23 protein-coding genes and 1 rRNA gene are annotated in these 22,671 nt (G+C 42.5%); 15 read left to right on the top strand and 9 right to left on the bottom strand.

What is annotated here, in order from left to right; all coding sequences use genetic code 11:
- Positions 1–52 precede the first annotated feature (52 nt).
- The gene (murJ, locus tag FTV43_RS10955) at positions 53–1,603 is read right to left on the bottom strand and encodes a murein biosynthesis integral membrane protein MurJ (protein WP_171287394.1); all 1,551 of its coding nucleotides are present in this window, start codon (positions 1,601–1,603) and stop codon (positions 53–55) included.
- Between the two features lie 50 nt (positions 1,604–1,653).
- Positions 1,654–2,253, bottom strand: a complete 600-nt coding sequence (gene ampD, locus FTV43_RS10950) for a 1,6-anhydro-N-acetylmuramyl-L-alanine amidase AmpD (RefSeq protein WP_004974083.1) — start codon at positions 2,251–2,253, stop codon at positions 1,654–1,656.
- 177 nt (positions 2,254–2,430) lie between these two features.
- Between ampD and nadC the strand changes: the two genes are divergently transcribed.
- Positions 2,431–3,276: a carboxylating nicotinate-nucleotide diphosphorylase gene (nadC, locus tag FTV43_RS10945; RefSeq protein ID WP_154320159.1), complete on the top strand. Its 846-nt coding sequence runs from the start codon at positions 2,431–2,433 to the stop codon at positions 3,274–3,276.
- Positions 3,277–3,382: 106 nt separating this feature from the next.
- Here the strand turns inward: nadC and FTV43_RS10940 are convergent, their stop codons facing one another.
- Positions 3,383–3,580: a hypothetical protein gene (locus tag FTV43_RS10940; protein ID WP_042068620.1), complete on the bottom strand. Its 198-nt coding sequence runs from the start codon at positions 3,578–3,580 to the stop codon at positions 3,383–3,385.
- Between the two features lie 176 nt (positions 3,581–3,756).
- A complete protein-coding gene (gene rph / locus FTV43_RS10935) occupies positions 3,757–4,473 on the bottom strand; it encodes a ribonuclease PH (RefSeq protein ID WP_004974074.1) in 717 nt (238 codons plus the stop codon).
- Between the two features lie 204 nt (positions 4,474–4,677).
- Here rph and FTV43_RS10930 point away from each other — a divergent pair, with 204 nt between their 5' ends.
- Positions 4,678–5,334, top strand: a complete 657-nt coding sequence (locus FTV43_RS10930) for a TetR family transcriptional regulator (protein ID WP_004974072.1) — start codon at positions 4,678–4,680, stop codon at positions 5,332–5,334.
- A 114-nt stretch (positions 5,335–5,448) separates the two neighbouring features.
- Here the strand turns inward: FTV43_RS10930 and FTV43_RS10925 are convergent, their stop codons facing one another.
- Entirely contained in the window at positions 5,449–6,069 is a 621-nt protein-coding gene (locus tag FTV43_RS10925; protein WP_179995465.1) for a thiol:disulfide interchange protein DsbA/DsbL, read from the bottom strand.
- A gap of 181 nt (positions 6,070–6,250) precedes the next feature.
- On the opposite strand from FTV43_RS10925, the gene ubiG reads away from it, so the two are divergent.
- The 9 genes from ubiG (at position 6,251) to FTV43_RS10880 (ending at position 13,235) form a co-directional block, all read left to right on the top strand.
- A complete protein-coding gene (gene ubiG / locus FTV43_RS10920; protein ID WP_004974063.1) occupies positions 6,251–6,967 on the top strand; it encodes a bifunctional 2-polyprenyl-6-hydroxyphenol methylase/3-demethylubiquinol 3-O-methyltransferase UbiG in 717 nt (238 codons plus the stop codon).
- Entirely contained in the window at positions 6,964–7,665 is a 702-nt protein-coding gene (locus FTV43_RS10915) for an HAD family hydrolase (protein ID WP_179995464.1), read from the top strand. Before ubiG ends, FTV43_RS10915 begins: the two co-directional genes overlap by 4 nt.
- Positions 7,666–7,734: 69 nt before the next feature.
- Entirely contained in the window at positions 7,735–8,481 is a 747-nt protein-coding gene (locus FTV43_RS10910) for a YciK family oxidoreductase (RefSeq protein ID WP_004974058.1), read from the top strand.
- A 206-nt stretch (positions 8,482–8,687) separates the two neighbouring features.
- On the top strand, positions 8,688–9,107 hold the full coding sequence (locus FTV43_RS10905; RefSeq protein ID WP_179995463.1) for a hypothetical protein: 420 nt from the start codon (positions 8,688–8,690) through the stop codon (positions 9,105–9,107).
- A gap of 138 nt (positions 9,108–9,245) precedes the next feature.
- Positions 9,246–9,401, top strand: a complete 156-nt coding sequence (locus tag FTV43_RS10900; protein WP_165492522.1) for a hypothetical protein — start codon at positions 9,246–9,248, stop codon at positions 9,399–9,401.
- Between the two features lie 242 nt (positions 9,402–9,643).
- Entirely contained in the window at positions 9,644–10,033 is a 390-nt protein-coding gene (locus FTV43_RS10895; protein ID WP_179995462.1) for an RcnB family protein, read from the top strand.
- A 230-nt stretch (positions 10,034–10,263) separates the two neighbouring features.
- Positions 10,264–10,647: an RcnB family protein gene (locus FTV43_RS10890; RefSeq protein ID WP_179995461.1), complete on the top strand. Its 384-nt coding sequence runs from the start codon at positions 10,264–10,266 to the stop codon at positions 10,645–10,647.
- A 144-nt stretch (positions 10,648–10,791) separates the two neighbouring features.
- Positions 10,792–12,138, top strand: coding sequence for an amino-acid N-acetyltransferase (gene argA, locus FTV43_RS10885; protein WP_179995460.1), 1,347 nt, complete (start codon positions 10,792–10,794; stop codon positions 12,136–12,138).
- Positions 12,139–12,557: 419 nt separating this feature from the next.
- Positions 12,558–13,235, top strand: a complete 678-nt coding sequence (locus tag FTV43_RS10880; protein WP_167846424.1) for a TetR family transcriptional regulator C-terminal domain-containing protein — start codon at positions 12,558–12,560, stop codon at positions 13,233–13,235.
- A gap of 79 nt (positions 13,236–13,314) precedes the next feature.
- Here FTV43_RS10880 and FTV43_RS10875 read toward each other — a convergent pair whose 3' ends face one another.
- Complete coding sequence (locus FTV43_RS10875) at positions 13,315–13,881, bottom strand: 5'-methylthioadenosine/S-adenosylhomocysteine nucleosidase (RefSeq protein ID WP_136144516.1); 567 nt, start codon at positions 13,879–13,881, stop codon at positions 13,315–13,317.
- A 207-nt stretch (positions 13,882–14,088) separates the two neighbouring features.
- Between FTV43_RS10875 and ribF the strand changes: the two genes are divergently transcribed.
- The 4 genes from ribF (at position 14,089) to FTV43_RS10855 (ending at position 19,011) form a co-directional block, all read left to right on the top strand.
- Positions 14,089–15,090 carry a riboflavin biosynthesis protein RibF gene (gene ribF / locus FTV43_RS10870; protein ID WP_179995459.1) on the top strand — a complete coding sequence of 334 codons (1,002 nt, stop codon included), beginning with the start codon at positions 14,089–14,091 and terminating at the stop codon, positions 15,088–15,090.
- A gap of 67 nt (positions 15,091–15,157) precedes the next feature.
- Positions 15,158–18,004, top strand: a complete 2,847-nt coding sequence (gene ileS, locus FTV43_RS10865; protein WP_179995458.1) for an isoleucine--tRNA ligase — start codon at positions 15,158–15,160, stop codon at positions 18,002–18,004.
- Positions 17,997–18,536: a signal peptidase II gene (gene lspA, locus FTV43_RS10860; RefSeq protein WP_168419357.1), complete on the top strand. Its 540-nt coding sequence runs from the start codon at positions 17,997–17,999 to the stop codon at positions 18,534–18,536. Before ileS ends, lspA begins: the two co-directional genes overlap by 8 nt.
- A complete protein-coding gene (locus FTV43_RS10855) occupies positions 18,529–19,011 on the top strand; it encodes a peptidylprolyl isomerase (protein ID WP_168419358.1) in 483 nt (160 codons plus the stop codon). Before lspA ends, FTV43_RS10855 begins: the two co-directional genes overlap by 8 nt.
- A gap of 525 nt (positions 19,012–19,536) precedes the next feature.
- Here the strand turns inward: FTV43_RS10855 and FTV43_RS10850 are convergent.
- The 3 genes from FTV43_RS10850 to rrf form a co-directional block, all read right to left on the bottom strand.
- Positions 19,537–20,706 (bottom strand): PQQ-dependent sugar dehydrogenase, encoded by a 1,170-nt coding sequence (locus tag FTV43_RS10850; RefSeq protein WP_168542694.1) that lies wholly within the window; start codon positions 20,704–20,706, stop codon positions 19,537–19,539.
- A 170-nt stretch (positions 20,707–20,876) separates the two neighbouring features.
- Positions 20,877–22,235 carry an MFS transporter gene (locus FTV43_RS10845; RefSeq protein ID WP_179995457.1) on the bottom strand — a complete coding sequence of 453 codons (1,359 nt, stop codon included), beginning with the start codon at positions 22,233–22,235 and terminating at the stop codon, positions 20,877–20,879.
- A 317-nt stretch (positions 22,236–22,552) separates the two neighbouring features.
- Positions 22,553–22,667: ribosomal RNA gene (gene rrf / locus FTV43_RS10840) — 5S ribosomal RNA — on the bottom strand.
- Positions 22,668–22,671 lie beyond the last annotated feature (4 nt).

Genomic DNA, 22,671 nt, shown 5'->3' with positions numbered 1-22,671 from the left:
AAAAAATACCGCAATTTAAATTGCGGTATTTTTTCAGATCAACTTCGCTTCATTAAGGTTTTAAATGACGTGGTCTAAAACCCGTTGCCAACAATCCAACCCCATAGGCCACTACGCCCACCACACACAGCGCAGTGACTTCTGCCACACGCATCCATTGTGATACATCACCGTTATACCAAGTTAAGGCATACCACAACGCAGCAATCATCACGGCATTTGCCACTGCAAACTGCACCATGAGTTTTTTCCAGTGCGCACCAAAACGGAAAATCTTGCGTTGATGCAAATAGAAATACAACATGCCTGCATTCACCAAAGCCGAACCTGATGATGCCAGTGCCAATGCCATGTGTTCAGCTTGCCAGTCAATCAGTTTAAAGAAGCCAATAAACACCACGTTTAAAATCGCATTGGCAGCCACAGCCATTAAACCCACACGTACTGGTGTTTTGGTGTCTTGCTGTGCATAAAAACCCGGTGCAAAGACTTTAATCAGCATGAATGAAATCACCCCTGCACTCATACATTGCAAGGCCAAAGCGGTCATTTGCGTATCTTTAAAACTAAACTGACCACGCTCAAACAAGGCTTGGATAATAGGCGTTGATAACATAAACAGTGCAATACTGGCAGGGACACCTACCAAAATAATCACCCGTGCAGCCCAGTCCATCATGCCGCGGAATTTATCCATATTTTGTTCTGCATGACGCGCAGACAGTGACGGTAAAATGACCGTCCCAATCGCTACACCAATTAAGCCCAAAGGTAGCTCTGTCATACGTTCCGCACTATACAACCACGACACCGAACCATCCTGCATAAAAGATGCCCAAATGGTGTTGAGTAGCAGGTTAATTTGCGTGACCGATACCCCAAATAAAGCAGGCAGCATCAGCTTCATAATCCGATCCACCCCTTCATGCTTGAAATCAACTTTAGGGGGAATCAGCAGCTTTTTACGCCATAGTTCTGGAATTTGAATCGCAAGTTGTAAAGCACCCGCGATAATCACCGCCCAACCCAGTGCCATAATCGGCTCTGCCATGTACGGTGTGAGCCATAATGCACCTGCAATCATCGCCACATTCAGCAATACAGGCGCAAAGGCAGGCGTGGTAAATGAGCCATAGCTGTTCAAAATACTGCTGGCAAATGCCGTCAGCGACATAAACAACAAATAAGGAATGGTCAGGCGGAACATATCGGTGGCTAGCGCAAACTTTTCAGGGTCGCTATGGAAACCTGGTGCGTAGATATACATCACCGCAGGCGCAGCCACCATGGCGGTAAAGGTTAGCCCTGTCATTACCGTCATTAAACAGCCAAAAACCCGACTAATTAAAATTTGTACTTCGGCATGAGTGCGGCTGGTTTTATATTCGGTCAATACAGGAATAAATGCCTGCGAAAACGCCCCTTCGGCAAACAGTCGCCTGAAAAAGTTGGGGATACGAAACGCCACCACAAAGGTATCGAAATCTTTACCTGCACCAAACACATTCAGCAATACCACATCACGGACTAATCCTAGCACCCGTGACAGCATGGTCATTGCACTGACAATAAAGGTCGATCGCCAAAGCGCCATCGTTACCACCCAATTAAAAATTTAGTCGCTATTGTAATCAAAGCATCAACAAAGTTTTGTTATTGATTGATCAATTTTTCCTGTGATGTCGAAGCTTTAAGTTGAGATAACTGTTCACGAAAATACTGCCAGTCAAAATACGGCCCCGGATCAGTTTTACGTCCCGGTGCAATATCGGAATGTCCTGCAATATGCTGTTGAATACTCGGATAGGCCTGCTGCAAACTGTGTACCACCTGCACCAAACTCTGATATTGCGCTGTTTCAAAAGGCAAGTCATCACTGCCCTCTAATTCAATCCCAATTGAATAGTCATTACATTCAGGCTGTGCCAAATAACTAGAACGCCCCGCATGCCACGCCCGATCTGCAAAATTAACAAATTGCAGCACCTCGCCTGTTCTTAAAATCAACAAATGTGCCGAAACCTGCAGGCCCTGAATGGTCTGAAAGTAAGGATGCTGCGACCAATCCATTTGGTTCTGAAAAAATTGCTCAATATAACCACCACCAAATTGTGACGGCGGCAAACTAATATTGTGAATGACCAGCAATTGAATCTCTTGGTCTGTCGGACGGGCGTTGAAATTCGGAGATGGGACTTGTCTTGCCCCTTGTAATTGACCCTCAACCACCTGAAACGACGGCACATGCTGCATAAGGCAATCCCCAAACCATTAGAATAGAAAAATAGAACAGAAATTTCAGTTTAATGCCAACGCGTGACAATGAACATCTTAAATTACACCCGAACGTGGCTAAAAAACACATCCTGACGCAGAACAGTGTTAATATAACGCGCAATTTTCATGGGCAAGATCGACACGGAAAATCTTATGAGCATCTCTCCAGCTTTGCTTGAACAATCCATCCAAATCAATATTCAGCAAGCCTTGCAAGAAGATATTGGCGATGGTGATATTACCGCATTATTGACCCCTGAAGATGAGCAGGCCACTGCCACCATTATTAGCCGTGAAGACATGATTTTGGCAGGTCAACCGTGGGTAAATGCCCTGATTCAAGCATACGATTCCAATGTGCAAGTCACGTGGTTAAAAAATGATGGCGACCACGTTGCTGCCAATGAAGCCTTTTTGAAATTGGCAGGTTCTGCACGCAGCCTGTTAACGGTAGAACGCCCTGCGCTGAATTTTGTGCAAACCCTGTCTGCTGTTGCGACTAAAACCGCAGCCTATGTGCAACAACTTGAAGGCTTAAATACCAAACTGCTAGATACCCGTAAAACCTTACCAGGTTTACGCATTGCACAAAAATATGCTGTCACGGTCGGTGGTGGACAAAACCATCGTTTAGGCTTATTTGATGCCTTTTTGATTAAAGAAAATCACATTATGGCAGCAGGCGGCATTACTCAGGCAATTGCCAAAGCACATGCCATTGCTCCGGGCAAACCTGTAGAAGTTGAAGTGGAAACTTGGGATGAACTAAATCAAGCCCTTGAAGCCAAAGCTGATATTGTGATGTTGGATAACTTTAGCCAGCAACAAATGATTGATGCGGTCAAGCATGTGGCAGGTCGTTGTAAACTTGAAGCGTCGGGCAACATCACCATTGAAAATTTACGTGAAGTGGCTAGTACAGGCGTAGATTATATTTCGATGGGTGTTTTAACCAAAGATGTCAAAGCTGTGGATTTATCAATGCGTTTTAATGCGTAAACGATTACTTTTAAAATTAAGGGTGCAATCTGCACCCTTAATTTTTTCCAAAAATTGATTTTAAGGAGGCAAATGAGCCTCCTTTTTTTATGCCTCAATTTTGAATTTAATCATCGTCCTTGTTGTCGTTGTCGTTGTCGTTGTCGTTGTCGTTGTCGTTGTCGTTGTCGTTGTCGTTGTCGTTGTCGTTGTCAGAAGCTTGACCGAGTACACTACGATTGTCTTCATTTTCACGCTCAGTACGTGAATCACATGCAGTTAAAAACAACATCATGGCAGACATTAAAATAATCAATAGTTTCATGCTTTCCTCCTCTTTTCATTCAGGCTCTTTGCATACAGTTTTCCATCTTAAAAGAACCCATCCTGCAATATTGTAGCTTTTTGCTTCACGCTTCCTATCGCAATCTAAATCTCATCCATAAAAAACGCATCCGAAGATGCGCTCTTAAACAGCAGAAAAACATCAAAAAGCTTAGCTTACCAACCTAAAGCTTGCTGCTGTTTTTTTACCAATTCCTGAATACCTTTTTCTGCCATTTCCAACATGGCATTACATTGCACACGATTAAACGGCTTATCTTCAGCAGTACCCTGAATTTCAATAAATTCACCTGCTTGTGTCATCACCACGTTTAAATCAGTTTGGCAATTTGAATCTTCTTCATAGCACAAATCCAATAACACTTGGTCTTGGTACATGCCCACAGAAATTGCAGCCACCAAACCCTTTAATGGGTCATGCTTAATTTTTTTCTTTTCCAGCAACACATTCATAGCATCAATCAATGCCACTGCTGCACCTGTAATGGCTGCAGTACGGGTACCGCCATCGGCCTGAATCACATCGCAGTCAATGGTAATGGTGTTTTCACCCAGTTTCTTCAAATCGACCATGGCACGCAAGCTACGACCAATTAAGCGCTGAATTTCCTGTGTACGTCCGCTTTGTTTACCACGCGCCGCTTCACGGTCACTACGGGTATGAGTTGAACGTGGCAACATGCCATATTCTGCAGTTACCCAACCTTGTCCCTGCCCTTTTAAAAAGCGCGGTACAGAGTTATCAATACTTGCGGTACACAAAACTTTGGTATGACCAAACTCTACCAACACTGAACCTTCAGCATAGCGAGTATAGTTACGGGTAATTTTTACCTCACGTAATTGATCTAAAGCTCGTTGGTCAATACGCATAATGTGTCCTTATTTTTGGCTCAAATAAATTGCCCGCAAGTATAACAGATGCCACAGCGCAGGTCGCTTTTCCAAAGCTTGACGTGTGCTGTTTCGGTAAATTTTGCCTGTATTTTTACAAAGTGGCTTCATTCATCTTTTAGTATTATCGTGAAACACAGGTTTTTGTTAGACTGCGCGGCACTGGCAGAATCAGGAAATACAATGTCGATTCGGGAAGAACGAAAACAACAAAGTCGTCAGGCAATTATGGATGCAGTGCTGCAACTCAGCAGCGCAGGACGTGCATTTAGCAGCATTAGCTTAAGAGAAATTTCACGACAGATTGGACTGGTGCCCACCGCATTTTATCGGCATTTTCAAGATATGGATGAGTTGGGGCTAGATTTGGTCGATCAAGTTGCCTTGCACATTAAAGGTATTTTGTATCAGTTGGGACAAGCTTATTTATACCAACCCGATGCACAGACCGAAAAGGCATTGACCCTATTTTTTAAATCTGTCGATCAACATCCACAACAATGGATTTTTTTAATTGCCGAACGCTGGGGCGGTTCGACCATTTTACGGCAAGCCATCGCCCGTGAAATTGATTTTTTAATTGAAGATTTAGCCAATGATTTACAGCGGGTCGAAAGCGTACAACATTTTCAGCATGCTGAAGATTTTCACATTCTGGCCAATATTTTAATTAATTTATCGTTAAATTGGGCAATGAGCTGGATTGGTTTAGAACGCCAATTTGAAGCCGAAAAATTACCTGAACAACAGCAGCGTTTTATTCAACAAACCATTACTCAAGTACATTTATTATTTCGTGGCATTTGCCACTGGCAACGTCCGCAGCCTGTCGCAGATTAAACATACAACACACTTTTAACCTGCATTAAAAAAACCGCAATGACGTTGCAATCATTGCGGTTTTTAGCGATGCGCTGCTGATTCAGCCTTGCATCATCTTGTTATTGCATCTGCTTATTTCTTAGCTTTACGCTCTTGATCAACCAAGTAGTTCACTACTTGAATCACTTTGCCGTTATCGCCTTGAACGATATATTTACCATTCACCACCACCGCAGGTACACCTGTCAATTGGTACTGACGCGCCAATTGTTTAGCTTGTGAAATTTTAGAGGTGATCGCAAACGAGTTAAACATGCTGTTAAATTTCGCTTCAGGTACACCATATTTCACAAAGAATTTAGCTTGTGATTGTTGGTCAAAAATTTGCTGACCTTTGTCATGAATGGCATGGAAAAGTGGCAAGTGAGTTTTCTTGCGCACACCCAAAGCTTCAGACACATAATAACCACGTGCATTAATTTCCCAAACAGGATTCATGGCTGCAGGAGTACGCACAAAATTCACATCTTTAGGTAACTGGCGTAACCATGTTTGCATATATGGTTCTAAAGTAAAGCAGTGACCACAGCCATACCAAAAGAACTCACGCACTTCAATTTTACCTGGTACATCAACCTTACCCGGGTTGGCGACAACGCTATAATCTTTACCTGCTAAAAAATTTGCCGCCATAGTGCTACCAGAAATAGCAAAGATGGCAGTTGCCAAACTACCTAAAAGGAATTTTTTCATTGCGTTTATAATCCTCTAAATCATTCTGTTTAGTGTATGGCAACACTATAAATCAATTATGCTGATTTCGTTTTCCTTCTGTGAACTTTTTTACAGCTTTTATCGCTTTTTTTAGAATTAACGCTACACTAGGGTTTATATCTATTTTTCCAATTATCACGACCCAATTGAGGTGGCACCCATGTCGCATTTGAATGTTGATCCACAAGAAATTGCCAAATTTGAAGCATTTGCAGCCATATGGTGGGATCAGCATTCCGAGTTCCGTCCCCTGCACATGATTAATCCACTGCGCTTAAACTGGATTGATGAGCACGCAGGCGGCTTGGCAGGCAAGAAAGTGCTAGACGTCGGCTGTGGTGGTGGTATTTTGGCAGAAAGCATGGCTCGTCGCGGTGCCAATGTGCTTGGAATTGATATGGGCGAAGCACCTTTAAACGTGGCACGCCTGCATGCAGAACAAGAAGGCGTACACAATATTGAATATCGCCAAATTCCTGTTGAGCAATTGGTAGATGAGCAAGCTGGTCAATACGATGTGGTGACTTGCATGGAAATGTTAGAGCACGTACCTGATCCGGCCTCGATTATTCAAGCCTGCCAAAAACTGGTCAAGCCGGGCGGTCATGTATTTTTCTCGACCATTAACCGCAACCCTAAATCATACCTATTTGCCATTATTGGGGCAGAATACGTGCTGCGCATGTTAGCCAAAGGCACACACGATTATCATAAATTTATTAAACCGTCTGAATTGGCACACGACATTCGCCAAGCGGGTTTAAAACTTAAAGATATGACGGGTTTACACTACAACCCACTGACTAAACGCTATTGGTTGGCACCTAATGTTGATGTGAACTACATGGTTTACACGGTCAATGAGGCAACAGAATGAAAGCCGTTTTATTCGACCTCGATGGCACCTTAATTGATACCGCTGCAGATTTTATTCGCATCATTCAAGATATGTGCCGCGATAAAGGCTGTGAGATTGTGGCAGCAGACGCCATTCGCACACAGGTATCTGAAGGTGCGCGGGCGATGGTAAAACTGGTCTATCCAGAACTTGAAGTAGATGACCCTGTATTTCTTGCGCATCGACAACGCTTTTTAGACCTGTACGGCGCAGATATTGCAGTCGAAACTGATCTGTTTGAAGGCATGTATCCACTGCTTGATGCGTTGGAACAGCGTCAAATTCCGTGGGGAATTGTCACCAATAAACCGCGCTGGCTCAGCGAAGCACTGCTCAAAGCACTGAATTTAACTGAACGCTGTGCAGTTTTGGTCTGCCCTGAAGATGTTAGCCGTACCAAGCCAGACCCAGAACCTATGTATTTGGCGGCCAAACAGATTGAAATTGCCCCAGAACATTTTATTTATGTGGGCGATCATCCACGTGATATCGATGCAGGTCGTAACGCCAATATGTATACCATTTTGGCAGCATACGGTTATTTACCCTTGCAACACAAAGATGACTTAACAGCATGGCAAGCAGATTGTATAGTGGATTCAGTCGCTGAATTACATACGGTTCTGGACAAATTGGTGCTACAAGCTGCCACGCAAAACAGCAGTGCCCATGCTTGAATCAGTCTTGCAAAGCAATGACATGAAACTCAACCCATAAGCAATAAGAAATGAACAGGAGGGATGCCCATGAAATATTCAGAATATCAACCTCGCCCCGATCTTCTCAAAGATCGTATTATCCTGATCACAGGTGCGGGTGATGGTATTGGACGAGCGGCTGCCCTCAGTTATGCGCTACACGGAGCAACCGTAGTGCTGCATGGTCGTACCTTAAATAAACTTGAAGTGATTTATGATGAAATCGAAAGTTTAGGCGCACCGCAACCTGCTATTTTGCCGCTACAGCTTTCGAGTGCTTCACCACGAGACTATGAATTACTGGTCGATACCCTAGACAAACAATTCGGACGTTTGGATGGTATTTTGCATAATGCAGGCATTTTAGGTGAACGAACTGAGTTGGCAAATTACCCTGCCGATGTTTGGGATGATGTCATGGCCGTGAATTTACGTGCGCCATTTGTACTCACTCAGGAATTATTGCCGCTTTTGGCAAAATCGGAACATGCTTCAGTGGTGTTTGCCAGTTCTGGTGTAGGTCGTGAAGCACGTGAACGCTGGGGTGCTTATTCGGTATCTAAAATTGCAATTGAAGCGGTGAGCCAGTTATTTGCCAAAGAACAGGTGCATCCGAATATTCGCTACAACTGCATTAACCCAGGCGCAACCCGTACTGCCATGCGCGCCAAAGCCTATCCAGATGAAGATCCAAAAACTTTACCTACACCCGATGCCATCATGCCTGCCTATTTATATTTAATGGGCGATGACAGCTTGCACATGAATGGTCAGAGTATTGATGCACAGGATTAGTCCTGTGGTTTGATCCGAAGAAAGGAAGCGCTTGCTTCCTTTTTTATGGACTTAACCTAGCATATTGCCAATTTTTGCGCATGGATTTGCGGTAAAATGGCATCGCACAAGCATCTTCAGGTTTCTACCCTGCCTATTTTTGGCAGCACAAAGCCTGATTGCCATGCTTCACATTTCAATTCAACCTCAACGATGCAGAGAGCAACATGACTGAATTAAACAACATCACCGTGACACCACTTGAAGATGGTATGGTGTCTTTACTGATTGATGGTCAGCCTATTTCTGAAAAATATGGCATGAAGTTTGAAGCCAGCATCGTAGATGACATTCAGGCACTCGACAATGGTCAGAAAATCAAACTGTTTGATCAGTTTGTATTTTCACATACCGATCTTAATTTTGAACATGCTTACCACTATGTCACAGGCATTGAAAAATTGGACGATGCCTACAAAGTAGTTAAAAACTTTGTTTATCGTATTAAAATTGAAGGGCAACCTGAAATTGAACACGTGATTACCAAACAAGGTGCGCCAATGGGTACTGAAGATGTACGCGAATTTATCAATGCACATATTCAAAAATCACTGACCGACTATACCGACTTAAACTACGCTTACTAAAATCCAGTGAAGCTACCAAACTCAGGGGCAATACATCAATCGATTTATTGGATTGAAATTATAAAACTAAACTGTTTTTCAAATTAATGTAAATCCTTTATTCTAAATCCATCTTCAACAGTATTGAGGTAGATTGCGATGACGGATATGAAACGAAAAACAGCCGTGATTCAAAGTATTGAAACTTTACAACTGAGCCAACATTTGATTGTTGCCTTAGATGACAAAGAAAAAGCCGAATGTGTAGCGAGCGCAGTGCAGTCTTTACAAGGTTTGGCAGATCAGTGGAACTGATGCATCCCATAGCAGCTCGCTGCTATGGTCATGCTCGATCTAAAATATAATACCCCAACCCCTTCCCCTATATTTTCTGCATGCACATACATTCAAAATGCTTTTTTGTCGCATAATAGAATAGACTCTATACTGTAGCATCAGGCTTTATTTAAAAAATTCATGTGCTTTCTTCACAGTTTCTCTGCATTTAATGGCTAAAGTATGAACTGTGAAATAGAGATGAGAAATGAGGGGTTTACATGAAAAAGATTTTGACAGTTCTGGCAATGTCTTTCAGTGCTTTACTTGGCAGTAATTTAGCAACTGCTGCTCCTCAATTTGATCGAGACTCAGCTGACCATCCTCGTCACCAAGCACACAATAAACGTGAATTTCGTGCCGATGCTGAAGAGCGTATGCAAGACAAACGCCGCATGCGTGAAGAACGTGGTGTAAAACGTCTACAGCAACATAAATGGCAAACGGGTTATGTCATGCCGCAGCATTATCGTGGCAATGGTTATAAAGTCGATTATCAGGAACATAACTTGCCCCGCCCTGAACGCAAACAACAATGGTATAAAATCAACCAAGACTACATTTTGGTCGATGTCGAAAACCACCATATTTTGCGTATCGCAGGTTTATAGATCTACTGTTACACGTACACAAGCTCTAAATCCATAGCCCAAAGTCCACTTTGGGCTTTTTTTATAGAGTGATGTCCCACACTCATCACATTGCTGTGAAATATCCCGCTCGGGCTCTCCTTGTTTTCTCCATAAAATTCACAATTCACCTCAATTTCCACCATCGTTTATCTTGAGTATTTGATTAATTTGGACACATCAACCCATATTTAAAACTGAAGGTAAATCCCATGAAAAAATTACTCAGCACCTTAGCACTGTCTTTAAGCGCAATTATCGCAACATCGGCCATGGCAGCACCCGACCATCGTTATGATGATCGTCGTCATCAAGCGAGTGCAGCATATAAACATCAAGACAAGCGCTGGGACAATCCACGTCATCCTGCACAGTGGGAACAAAAGCGTTATGATCAAAAACGTGTGAATCCAAGCCGTGACTGGCGTGTAGGTCAAAACCTCCCACGCGGATATGATGCAAACCGCTACAAAGTCAGTGATCGTGAAGCACGTCGTTTACCTAACACAGGCCGCTATCAGCAGTGGTATAAAGTCAACGGTGACTATGTGCTGATTAATGAACGTACCCAGCGTATTATTCGTATTATTGGCTAAAAGCATATTTCAGCCTCAACGATGAGTTCGCATATTCCCAACACCTGAATCACCATTCAGGTGTTTTTTTATATTTAGACTTCCGCTACAGATTTTTTTGATTAGAATCAAAGACAGCACTCGATCATCGAAATAGGCCAGCGCATGACTTCAGCAGAAAACCCTCACAGCACAACCTTACAATATGTGCATTGGTTTCGACATTCTGCGCCTTATATCAATGCCCATCGCAATAAAACCTTCGTGATCATGTTCGATGGCGAAGCGGTGCTGCATGAAAATTTTCAGCATATTATTCACGATATTGCCCTGCTGCATTCGCTGGGAATTCGTCTGATTTTGGTCCACGGCGCACGTCCACAAATTAATCAAAATCTGAAATTCAGCCAAATTGACACCCCTTTTCATTTGCAACGTCGTGTCACCACACGTGAGTCATTATCCTGTGTGATGAATGCGGTGGGTTCAATTCGTCTGCAAATTGAAGCCTTATTGTCGATGGGGCTGGCCAACTCTCCGATGTACGGCGCACGGATTGATGTGGTTTCGGGCAATTTTATTACCGCCAAACCGTATGGTATTCGTGATGGGGTCGATTATCAACTCACAGGTGAAGTCCGCACGGTAGATGCAGATGCTATTCAACGCCATTTAGAAAATTATAATATTGTGTTACTCGGCCCGACAGGTTATTCCAGCACAGGTGAAGTATTTAACTTATTAGCCGAAGAAGTGGCGACTAAAACTGCTATTCAATTAAAAGCCGACAAACTGATTTTCTTAGGCGCGCAGCACGGCTTACAAAATGCCGAAGGTCAATTGCAACGTGAAGTTCATCCTCAACATTTAAATCCCTATATTGAAGATGCTCAGCAACATCATCCAGAGTTGGCTTTACACTTAGATGCAGCCCAAGATGCCTCATTAAACGGCGTACATCGGGTACATCTCATTTCCTATGCCTACGATGGTGCTTTACTCGAAGAACTGTTTACCCGCGATGGCTCAGGGACGATGGTGAGTGATGCACACTATGAAGAAGTCCGCATGGCCAATATTCAGGATGTGGGCGGCTTGATTCGTTTATTACGTCCTTTAGAAGAAGAAGGCGTGTTGGTCTATCGTTCACGTGAGCGTCTAGAAAATGAAATTGGACAATTTGCAGTGATTGAACGTGACGGCATGATTCTCGCCTGTGCCGCCCTATATCCAATTCCAACCACAGGTCATGAACTCAAGTCTGCCGAAATTGCCTGTGTCGCGGTTCATCCTGCTTATCGTAAATCCAACCGTGGCCGCCAAATTTTGGATTATTTAGAAGATAAAGCCAAAGCCATGGGCATTCAGCAATTATTTATTTTAACTACCCGCACCGCACACTGGTTTCTAGAACAGGGCTTTGCTCCTGCCAGTGTCGATGATTTACCCGATGCACGTCAGGCTTTATATAACTATCAACGCAACTCAATTGTGTGTAAAAAACGGCTCTAAGTGAGGTTTTTTGACAGGTTGAATGATACTGCACAACCAAAATCCAAACATGTTTCACGTGGAACATGCTGCCGATTAAATCAGGTCATCACACCTATATCTGTCAGCACGACATTGTACGGATGATCAAAATTGGCAGCATCCACACCACTGTTTAGTTTTTTTAAATAAAATTGATGCAAGGCAGGAAGAAACTTTACTTTTATCATTTATATAAAAAATTCAAAAAACTTATTCATTCAGTCAAAAAATACAAAAGCAAGATACTCCCCCTCTGTAACTATGCTTTTAACGGATTTAATAGCTAAGCTACAGAATAAACTAAAAATATTTTAAAAATACATCTTTAAAGGATGCACAAGCCTGATGATTTGCCGTACAATTAATAATTCCCTTTTTTCATTGTTTTAAAATTACGAATGGAACAAAAAAAGAGTACACAAAAACGCCATCAGCTTCTCAATGCTGCACTCGACGTATTTTCTTTATACGGATTTAGCGGCGCGAGTTTGGACGAAATCGCACAAATTGCAGAGATGCATAAGTCGAATATTTTCTATTATTATGAAAATAAAGAAGCCTTATATGTTGAAGTACTAACTACAGTACTACAAAAATGGCTTGCACCTTTGCAAATGCTCGAAGCTGAACTCGAGCCTGATGAAGCAATTACCAATTATCTGCTGCAGAAAATTGAGGTTTCACGTACTCAACCGAAAGCATCACGTCTATTTGCATTAGAAGTGATTCAAGGTGCACCACATATTCAGGAAATTTTAAAAGGCCCTCTGAAAAAACTGGTCAAACGCAAAGCCAAAGTCATTACCATGTGGCAAGAGCAAGGCAAACTGTCTAAGCAGATTGATCCTGAATTGCTTATTTTGAATATTTGGGCGATTACCCAAAACTATGCCGACTTTGCAACGCAAATGGAAATGGTGACAGGTAAAACCTTGCGTAACCGCAGTATGCTGCAACGTGTCTTGCAACATACGGTTCACATGATGCTCTACGGTATTATGCCGCGTCAGGACGAAGTGGATGCACCTCAAGCCGCTGTGGTCACAGCCACACATGAACAAGAATCAGAAGACTAATTGCACAGCACTAACTAAGATACGCACTTTTACTCACGACCCTAGTTATGACTAGGGTCGTGGCGTTTTGGTAACGATATTATTTAAGACCCTGATACAAAGACAATAGTTTTTGTGCACCCAACAACAAGTTTTCTTCCCAATCTAAATGCGCTGTATCATTGGCACCATCGGTAATATATTTCACCGACAGCATCCGCACCCCTAATTTTTTACAGACTTTGGCAATCGCATAGCCTTCCATGTCAACCAACTGACATGGCACTTTGGGCGTACCCGTTTCAAAACTATCCCCCGTACCACAAATGCCACTCGGCAAATGCTCAAAATAGCGTTCCAAATGAATTTCTGCAGGATGTTCCTGATCCATTGGCGTGACTCCCACCTGAAAACCCAACGGAGAAACATCCATATCGCGCTGCACAAACTGGCACACTTCCACCAAAGCATGTGCATCAAAATGTGAGCTGCCAGCTGTGCCTAAATTCAATAAAGTTTTACAACCAGTCTTTTGAATCACTTCAAAGGCTTTAAATGCAGCATTGACCTTACCAATACCACTGTAATGCACCTGAATCCCAGCCTGCTCAAACAAGCCTTTAGACTCACTGGGCAATGCCATAATTAAAGCGAAATCAGAATTCATCACTATTTACTCGTGCAGATCATTGAAACTGAGCACATTAGAAAAGAAAATCTGGTGCGGTGCAAATCCAGTTCACCTTTCGCGCTCAAATAGTCGGATTTTGCCTGATTTTCAGATAATTTTTCAGGTTAAAAACACAACAGCAAGACGAAAGCGCGAGAATATGGCAATATATAGCTCTTACAAATTTTCAACTTTCATTCGACCATGCAGCTGCTCCGCCTGAATGCTTTATCTTCTACCACCGACTTAGCTCAAACTGCCGTGACCATTGGCAATTTTGATGGCGTGCATGTCGGTCATCAGGCGATGATTCAACAACTCAAAGCAGTGGCTGCCGCACAACAACTAAAAACTGTGGTGATGCTATTTGAACCACAACCACTGGAATTTTTTAAAGGTTATGATGCCCCGCCACGTATCAGTTCTTTGCGGGAAAAAGTTGCATATCTGACCGAATTGGGCATCGACTATATTGCCGTGGCCAAGTTTGACAATCACTTCCGCAGTTTAAGTGCTGAAGCCTTTGCCCACCTTTTAAAAAATAGTTTAAATGCCACACATTTGGTTTTGGGTGATGATTTTCATTTTGGCAAAAACCGTCAAGGCAACAGTGATTTTTTACGCGACTTTGGTTTTCAAGTTACCAATTTAAGCACCGTAAATTTATCGGGTGAACGGGTAAGCTCTACACGTATTCGCCAAACCCTACAAGCAGGTGACTTGGCTCTCGCTGCCCAACTGCTCGGACGTCCTTATAGTATTACGGGGCGCATACAATATGGCGATCAAATTGGTCGTACCCTGGATTTCCCCACCATTAACGTACGCTTAAACCGTCATCGTCCTTGTTTGAACGGTATTTATGGTGTTGAAGTGGTCTGTGAAACCACCTCCTTAACCGACACAGTCAGCAATGCACATCCTAGCAAAACAGGTGTTGTAGGCTACAGCCCAAACAGTTTATTTGGTGCAGGGCATGTCGGAACACGACCTGCCATCAAGCAAGAACATCCCGAATGGCGATTAGAAGTACATTTCCCCAATGTTTCTGCTAATCTGTATGGCTTGTTAATGCGGGTCACGTTTTTAAACTATTTACATGGCGAAAAAAACTACCCTTCGCTTGAAGCACTCAAAGCGGGAATTGATGATGATGTTGAAAAACTTCTTGAATTTCGACAAGATCATCCCGATTTCCCTTTTTAATTTTACCCTGAATATTTAATGTAAAACGCGTCAGTCCATGGGCTGATTCAACTGGAAGACAACTTGCATGAGCGATAAGCAAACTCCTGAAAATGCAGTGGATTATAAAGCCACGCTGAACCTCCCAGGTACTGAATTTGCAATGAAAGCAAATCTGGCAGTACGTGAAGCGAAATGGTTAGAAGAGTGGTATGCCGACAACATTTATCAGCAGATTCGTGCATCGCGTATTGGCAAGAAAAAATATGTGCTTCACGATGGCCCTCCATACGCCAATGGTCAAATCCACTTAGGTCATGCGGTCAATAAAGTCCTCAAAGACATCATCATTAAAAGCCGTGTCTTGGATGGCTATGATGCCCCTTATGTTCCAGGCTGGGACTGCCACGGTCTACCAATTGAGCTCAAAGTAGAAGAAAAAGTCGGTAAAGTTGGCGTTAAAGTTGATGCCTCAACTTTCCGTAAAGCCTGCCGTGAATATGCTTACACCCAAGTTGAATTACAGAAAAAAGACTTTGTGCGTATGGGCGTATTTGGTGATTGGGATAACCCTTACCTCACCATGAATTTCAAGCAAGAAGCCGACATCGTGCGTTCATTGGGTGCAATTGCCAAAGCAGGCCATATTGAACCTGGTCTAAAACCTGTGAATTGGTGTCTAGATTGTGGTTCTGCACTGGCAGAAGCCGAAGTTGAATATGAAGATAAAAAATCCGATGCGATTGACGTCGGTTTTGCTGTTGTTGATTTAGCCGATTTATCTGCACGTTTGGGCGTTCAAATTACCGATGCAACAGATATCGTGATTTGGACCACAACACCGTGGACATTGCCTGCCAACCAAGCTGTTGCTTTGCATGCCGAAATTGAATATCAATTGGTAAAAGCACGTAGCGACGAAAAAGCAGCACAAAACTTTATTTTGGCCAAAGAATTAGTACAGTCTGTAACTGAACGCTATGGCTTTAGCAGCTATGAAGTGTTGGCAGACTTTACTGGTGACAAACTTGAAAACCTGATCTTGCAACATCCACTGATTCAAGAGCGTCAAGTACCTGTCATTTTAGGGGAACACGTCACCGCTGCCAGCGGTACTGGTGCAGTACATACCGCACCTGGACACGGTGTGGACGACTATAAAGTCGGTTTACAATACAACCTAAAAGTCGATAACCCGGTTGGTGGCAATGGTGTTTATTTACCAACTGCACCAATTTTTGCAGGCGAGCACATTTACAAAGCCAATCCACAAATTATTGCTGCTTTGGCAGAAAGCAATAAGCTTTGGGCACATCACCCAATCAAGCACAGCTACCCACACTGCTGGCGTCATAAAACCCCAATTATTTTCCGTGCCACACCACAATGGTTTATCAGCATGGATAACCAAGGTTTACGTCAAGGTGCATTGAATGCGATCGAAAATGAGATCAGCTTCGTGCCAGATTGGGGTAAAAACCGTATTCAAGCCATGATTGAAGGCCGTCCAGACTGGTGTATTTCACGTCAGCGTACTTGGGGTGTGCCAATTCCATTCTTCGTTCACAAAGACACCAACGAATTACACCCTCGCACACCTGAATTGATTGAAGAAGTCGCGAAACTGATCGAGCAAGAAGGGATTGATGGCTGGTACAACCGTGAAGCCAAAGACTTCATTGGTGATGATGCCGAGCACTACAATGCAGTGCGCGATACATTAGATGTATGGTTCGACTCAGGGACAACCCACTACGCCGTACTACGTGAGCGTGAAGAACTACAAGACCCTGCCGATCTTTACCTTGAAGGTTCAGACCAACACCGTGGCTGGTTCCAGTCTTCATTACTGACCTCAATTGCTATCAATGAACGTGCACCATACAAAGGCTTGTTGACACACGGTTTCGTGGTCGATGAAAAAGGCCGTAAAATGTCGAAGTCATTGGGCAATATCATCACCCCACAAGACATCATTAAAGACATGGGTGCAGACGGCTTACGTTTCTGGATCGCATCTGCAGATTACCGCTATGAAATGACCGCAGGTAAGGAAATCTTTAGCCGCGCATCAGATGGTTATCGTCGTATCCGTAATACCTTGCGTTTCTTGTTGGCCAACTTGAATGGCTTTAAACCGTCAACAGATGCGCTTCCTGTAGATCAATTGATTGCTTTAGATCAATACATCCTACAACGTGCCGCTGAAGTGCAAAAAACCATTCAGCAAGCCTATGAAGATATGAACTTCCATATCGTAACCAGTGCGCTGACTAACTTCTGTATTAACGATTTGGGTGGCTTCTACCTCGACATCATCAAAGACCGTCAGTACACCACCAAAGCCGATTCTCAAGCACGTCATTCTGCACAAACAGCTTTGTATCACTTGGTTCAGGCTTTCGTACGCTGGATGGCACCTATCTTAAGCTTTACTGCTCAAGAAGCATGGCCGCTAATTCCTGAGCAATCAGAAAAATATGTGTTCACAGCAGAATGGTACGAAATTCCTGTAGCTTCTGAAGCAAACATGTTAGCAGAAGCCGAATGGCAAACCCTGATTGCCGTAAAATCTGCGGTGAACAAATTCATTGAAGCAGCACGTACGGCTAAAACAGTCGGCTCAAATCTGTCTGCAAAAGTTGAACTTTGGGCTAGTGATGAACTAAAAGCCGTCATGGATAAACTGGGCGATGAATTGCGTTTTGTCCTCATTACCTCTCAAGTGATTGTGAATGGCTTTGATACAGCACAAGGCGAAGCTTCAGACCTTGAAGGTTTAAATGTGAAAGTCTCTGCGGCAGATGGTGAAAAATGTGTACGTTGCTGGCACGTTTTACCAGATGTGAATACACATTCTGCACATCCAGGCTTATGCTCACGTTGTATTATCAACCTTCCAACAGGTCAAGGCGAAGAGAGAAAATATGCCTAATCCACAACACAAAAAGGGCTTATTCCAGTTTTATCCGCACAATTTATGGTGGATTGGCTTGTCCATTGTCGCGATTATTCTCGACCAATGGACCAAATGGATTGCAGTCTCGCATCTAAACTATGCAGACCCTGTACCTGTATTGCCCTTTTTGAATTGGACGTTATTGCATAACTATGGCGCAGCCTTTAGTTTCTTGTCCGATGCAGGTGGATGGCAGCGCTATTTCTTTACCTCACTGGCAGGTTTAGTGTCTGTAATTTTTGTATTTTGGCTGATGCGTATGCCAAAAAACATCATCGTGCTGCCTTTGGCAATTGCCTTAATTTTAGGCGGTGCGATTGGGAATTTAATTGATCGGGTCAGCCTCGGTTACGTGGTCGATTTTATTCACGTGTATTACAACAACAGCCACTTCCCTGCCTTTAATATTGCAGACAGTGCCATCACCCTTGGCACCATTCTGTTGTTAATTGATACGTTTTTCCTAGAAAAACACCGAATTGAACGTGCGCAGGCGCAACATGACTGAACTAATTAACCCAAATGACGAAACCCGTATTGAAGATGGCTCAAAAGTCGAGTTGCACTTTTCAGTGGCCATTGAAGATGGGGTAGAAATTGACAACACCCGTAGCCGTGCTGAACCTGTTAGCTTGGTAATGGGCGATGGTAGCTTGTTACCAGGTTTTGAAAAGTCATTATTTGGCTTACGTGCAGGTGACCGTCGTACCGTGAGCCTTCCACCAGAAGAAGCTTTTGGCCCGTGGAACCCTGAAAATGTCCAAACATTTGATACGGTTAAATTTGAACAGCGCCCAATTGAAGGGCACATGATTGAATTTGAAGATAAAGCCAAACAAAGTCTGTATGGCGTGGTTAAATCTGTAAACGATGATGTGACAGAAGTAGACTTTAACCATCCTTTAGCAGGTAAAAATATTACCTTTGAAGTCGAAATTTTTAGAGTGACACCAGCAGGACAACAAGGCATTAAGTTGATGTAATTGAACTCAATTTAAACCCATCCTGCAAAATATACCCTAAGTGAATGATTTTTTACTTGGGGTATTTTTATTAACACGCTTTCATAAATCAAAAATTGATCATAAATGATCAATCAAATTAGTATTGAAAATCCCTTCTCCTTGAGAGGAGGCTAAGATGAGGGAGTATTAAATTATGCTCTTAAAAGGATTGATGATAAAAGTCTATTAAATAAGACAATTATTAAATACAATCAATCACTTAAATTTTAATAACCCTCTTTATTGATCTTCATTTTACGAATATACCGTTGTACGTTTTAGCTTACAATAACTGCAGAAAATTGACGCTTGGCAAATCACAGTTTTAATTTTATATTTAAGTCATACAGAAACAGGAAGTTTCTAAAAGCAAGAATAACAATAATAAATCAATATAACGGCAGGACGCTGAAAGGTATAACAGGAGTAATACCGAGTAATAAATCTGAAAAAGCCCCGACATGAAGTTGGGGCTTTTTTCTATCCCAAATTTGATTTTTGGGCTTATTTGGCTGTTAATTTTAGTAATCTGGCAGATTTTCCATCTTCTATTACCCAAATATTGCCATCTTTGGCTTGTAACAACCCACGAATTCGTTGTCCCATTGGTAAACGTTGTATTTCCTGCACAGGCTTTGTATGTGTGTCAACCACAATGATTGCTTGAGATGACAAGCCACCTAACAAAGCTTTATCTTTCCATTGTGGAAACACATCCCCCGTATAAAAAATCAAACTTGAAGGTGAAATCACTGGGGTCCAATCCAACACTGGGGCTTTGAACTCAGGCCGTGTAGCATGGTCTGGAATAGGCAAGCCATTATAATGATCACCATTTGACACCAAGGGATAACCGTAATTCTCGCCTTTTACAATTACATTCAGCTCATCACCGCCCTTAGGACCCATTTCTGCAACCCATAGCTGTCCTTTAGCATCAAACGCCATACCTAAAGGGTTACGATGCCCTAAACTCCAGACTTGCTTAGCAATCTCTCCATGTTGCTGAAATGGATTGTCTCTGGGTGATGTGCCATCTGCATTTAAGCGCAAAATTTTACCTAAATTACCTTTTAAATCTTGAGCAGGTTCAAACTTTTGCCGCTCACCAGAGCTAATCCATAACTTACCATCAGCACCGAATTGCATACGGTGTGCATAATGCCCCTGCCCAGATACTTTAGGCGTTTGCTGCCAGATTCGCTGAATTTGAGTTAATTTTGGGGCAGATTTTACATCCAATAAAAGCTTGGCTCGAATCACGACAGCACCGTAGCCACCCATGCCTGATTCAGCATAGCTTAAATAAATAAACTGATTCTGCTGAAAATCGGGGTCTAATACGACATCCCCCAAACCACCCTGACCACCATAGGCCACTCGAGGCACAGCTTGAACATCTAAAATTTGGCGGGTTTTGGGATTAAAAAGTTTTAATTTTCCTGCTTTCTCTGTAATTAATAACTGGCCGTTGGGTAATTCTACGAACGCCCATGGTTCATTAAAATCTGCAATAGCGTGTACTTGATAGCTTTGTAAGCTTTGCGGAGAGTTAGATGCTGCAGCAACCGCCTTATTGTGCTGCTCAGTATCTATCTGTGCACTACATCCTGTCGTAAAACACAGTAATAACAACGATGCACATAAACTGCTGCTTTGATATATGTTTCGCATTTTTAGCACCTGTATTGTTTATTGTATTCTTATCACATGACATGATAGTCCATAAATACCAAACCTTATTTAGGCCAAATGTAGGAAAAATTTTAAATTTCAGATATTAAAAGCAAAAAATTAAGGAGCAATGCTCCTTAATTTTAATGTTCAGTGACATTCATGCGTCATTAACTATAAGATCGACTGGCTTTTTTAACCACACTTGGCTCAGTCACTACCTGTGATGCACTTTGTAAACGAATCAATGCCACAGCAATCGCACCAATGACTGCTGGAATTGCGACCGCCAAGAAGTTCATTTTATGCGGCAAATCCATGCCTAAAAGAATGCCAATAATAATTGGTCCTACAATCGCACCAACACGACCAACAGCCGAAGCACAGCCAATCCCTGTAGAGCGAATGGTCAGTGGATAATACTGCGCAACAAAGCTATACAGCAAAATACTACTACCAATCGCCGAAGCACCTGCCATTGCAACCAATAGGTAAATTACAGGCTGTGGTGAGTTAAAGCCTAATCCGACTAGCGAGAAAGCACCTAGCAAGAACATGCCAATAATCACAGGCTTTAGATGGAAACGGTCTGCTAAAATACCACCACCAATAGTACCAATTACAGCACCAATATTCATTGCCATCAGGAACATTAAGCTGTTACCTAACGAGTAACCCGCTGCCATCATCAGTTTTGGCAACCAACTGCCCAAAGCATAAACCATCAACAAACACATAAAGAAGCAGCACCAAAACAGCAAAGTACTCATGCCACGGTTATTTTTAAATAAGGCTGCAATTGAGGCATCTGCGGTTTGTACTTCATTTAATACAAACTGTGTTTGACTGCTGATATTTTCTTGCGGACTGATCTGCTGAACGATATGACGTGCACGCTCATGTTGTTGCTTTTTCACCAAAAATATTAATGACTCTGGTAAGAAAAACCACAATAAAGGCAATGCCAATAAAGGCAGTCCTGCAATATAGAACATGATTTCCCAACCAAAACTTGGGGTTAACCAAGCACCTAGTAAAGCAGCTAAAATACCACCTACTGCATAACCACTAAACATAGTGGTAACTAAAGTACTACGCATTTTTTGCGGTGCATATTCAGAAGTCAAGGCAACCAAGTTTGGCAGCACACCACCAATCCCTAAGCCTGCAATAAAGCGTAAAATACCAAATTCTGTTGGGGTAGAAGCAAAGCCTCCCCAAAAGGTAAAGCCACTAAATAAAGTCACACAGATCAGAATGACATTTTTACGGCCAATTTTGTCTGCCAACATACCAAATAGCATGGCACCAAACATCATACCCGCCAAGGCAGTACTGGCAAGCATGCCTGCTTGCACAGCGGTCATATTCCATTCTTGCATCAGTAGTGGTAAAGCCACACCGTTAATCGCCAAATCATAACCGTCAAAAATAACGACAAATACGCACCAAAGTACAATTTTTAAATGAAAAGGTTTAAACTTTGCTTGATCCACTACAGCATTCACATTCATTGTTGTTGCTGTCATTTTTCCCTCACCTCCAATTGTGAGATTTTTATTTTATAAAAAATGAATGATTATTCACTTTTGTATATAAAATGAATCATTATTCATTTTTTGTCTACAGCAAAAACTTAACTCTGAATACTTTTCTCAAAAACTTAGACTAAAGTTGTAGATAAACTCGACCAAATAGACTTGAATACACTTCTTATAATTTGCTAGTTATTTTATTTTTCACATGATTTATTGTTTTAAATATCTTATTTTTACTATTATCTCCTTCACTTTATTCCTCCATAAAAAAACACCCTCAACGTTAGTTGAGGGTGTTTAGAATAATGAGCTGGCGATGACTTACTCTCACATGGGTAACCCCACACTACCATCAGCGCGAAGAGGTTTCACTTCTGAGTTCGGGAAGGGATCAGGTGGTTCACTCTTGCTATTGTCGCCAGCACAA

Source organism: Acinetobacter sp. YH16053 (genome assembly GCF_013417035.1).
In the GTDB taxonomy this organism is placed as follows: Bacteria; Pseudomonadota; Gammaproteobacteria; order Pseudomonadales; family Moraxellaceae; genus Acinetobacter; species Acinetobacter towneri.
This window is presented reverse-complemented; position numbering and strand designations above follow the sequence as displayed.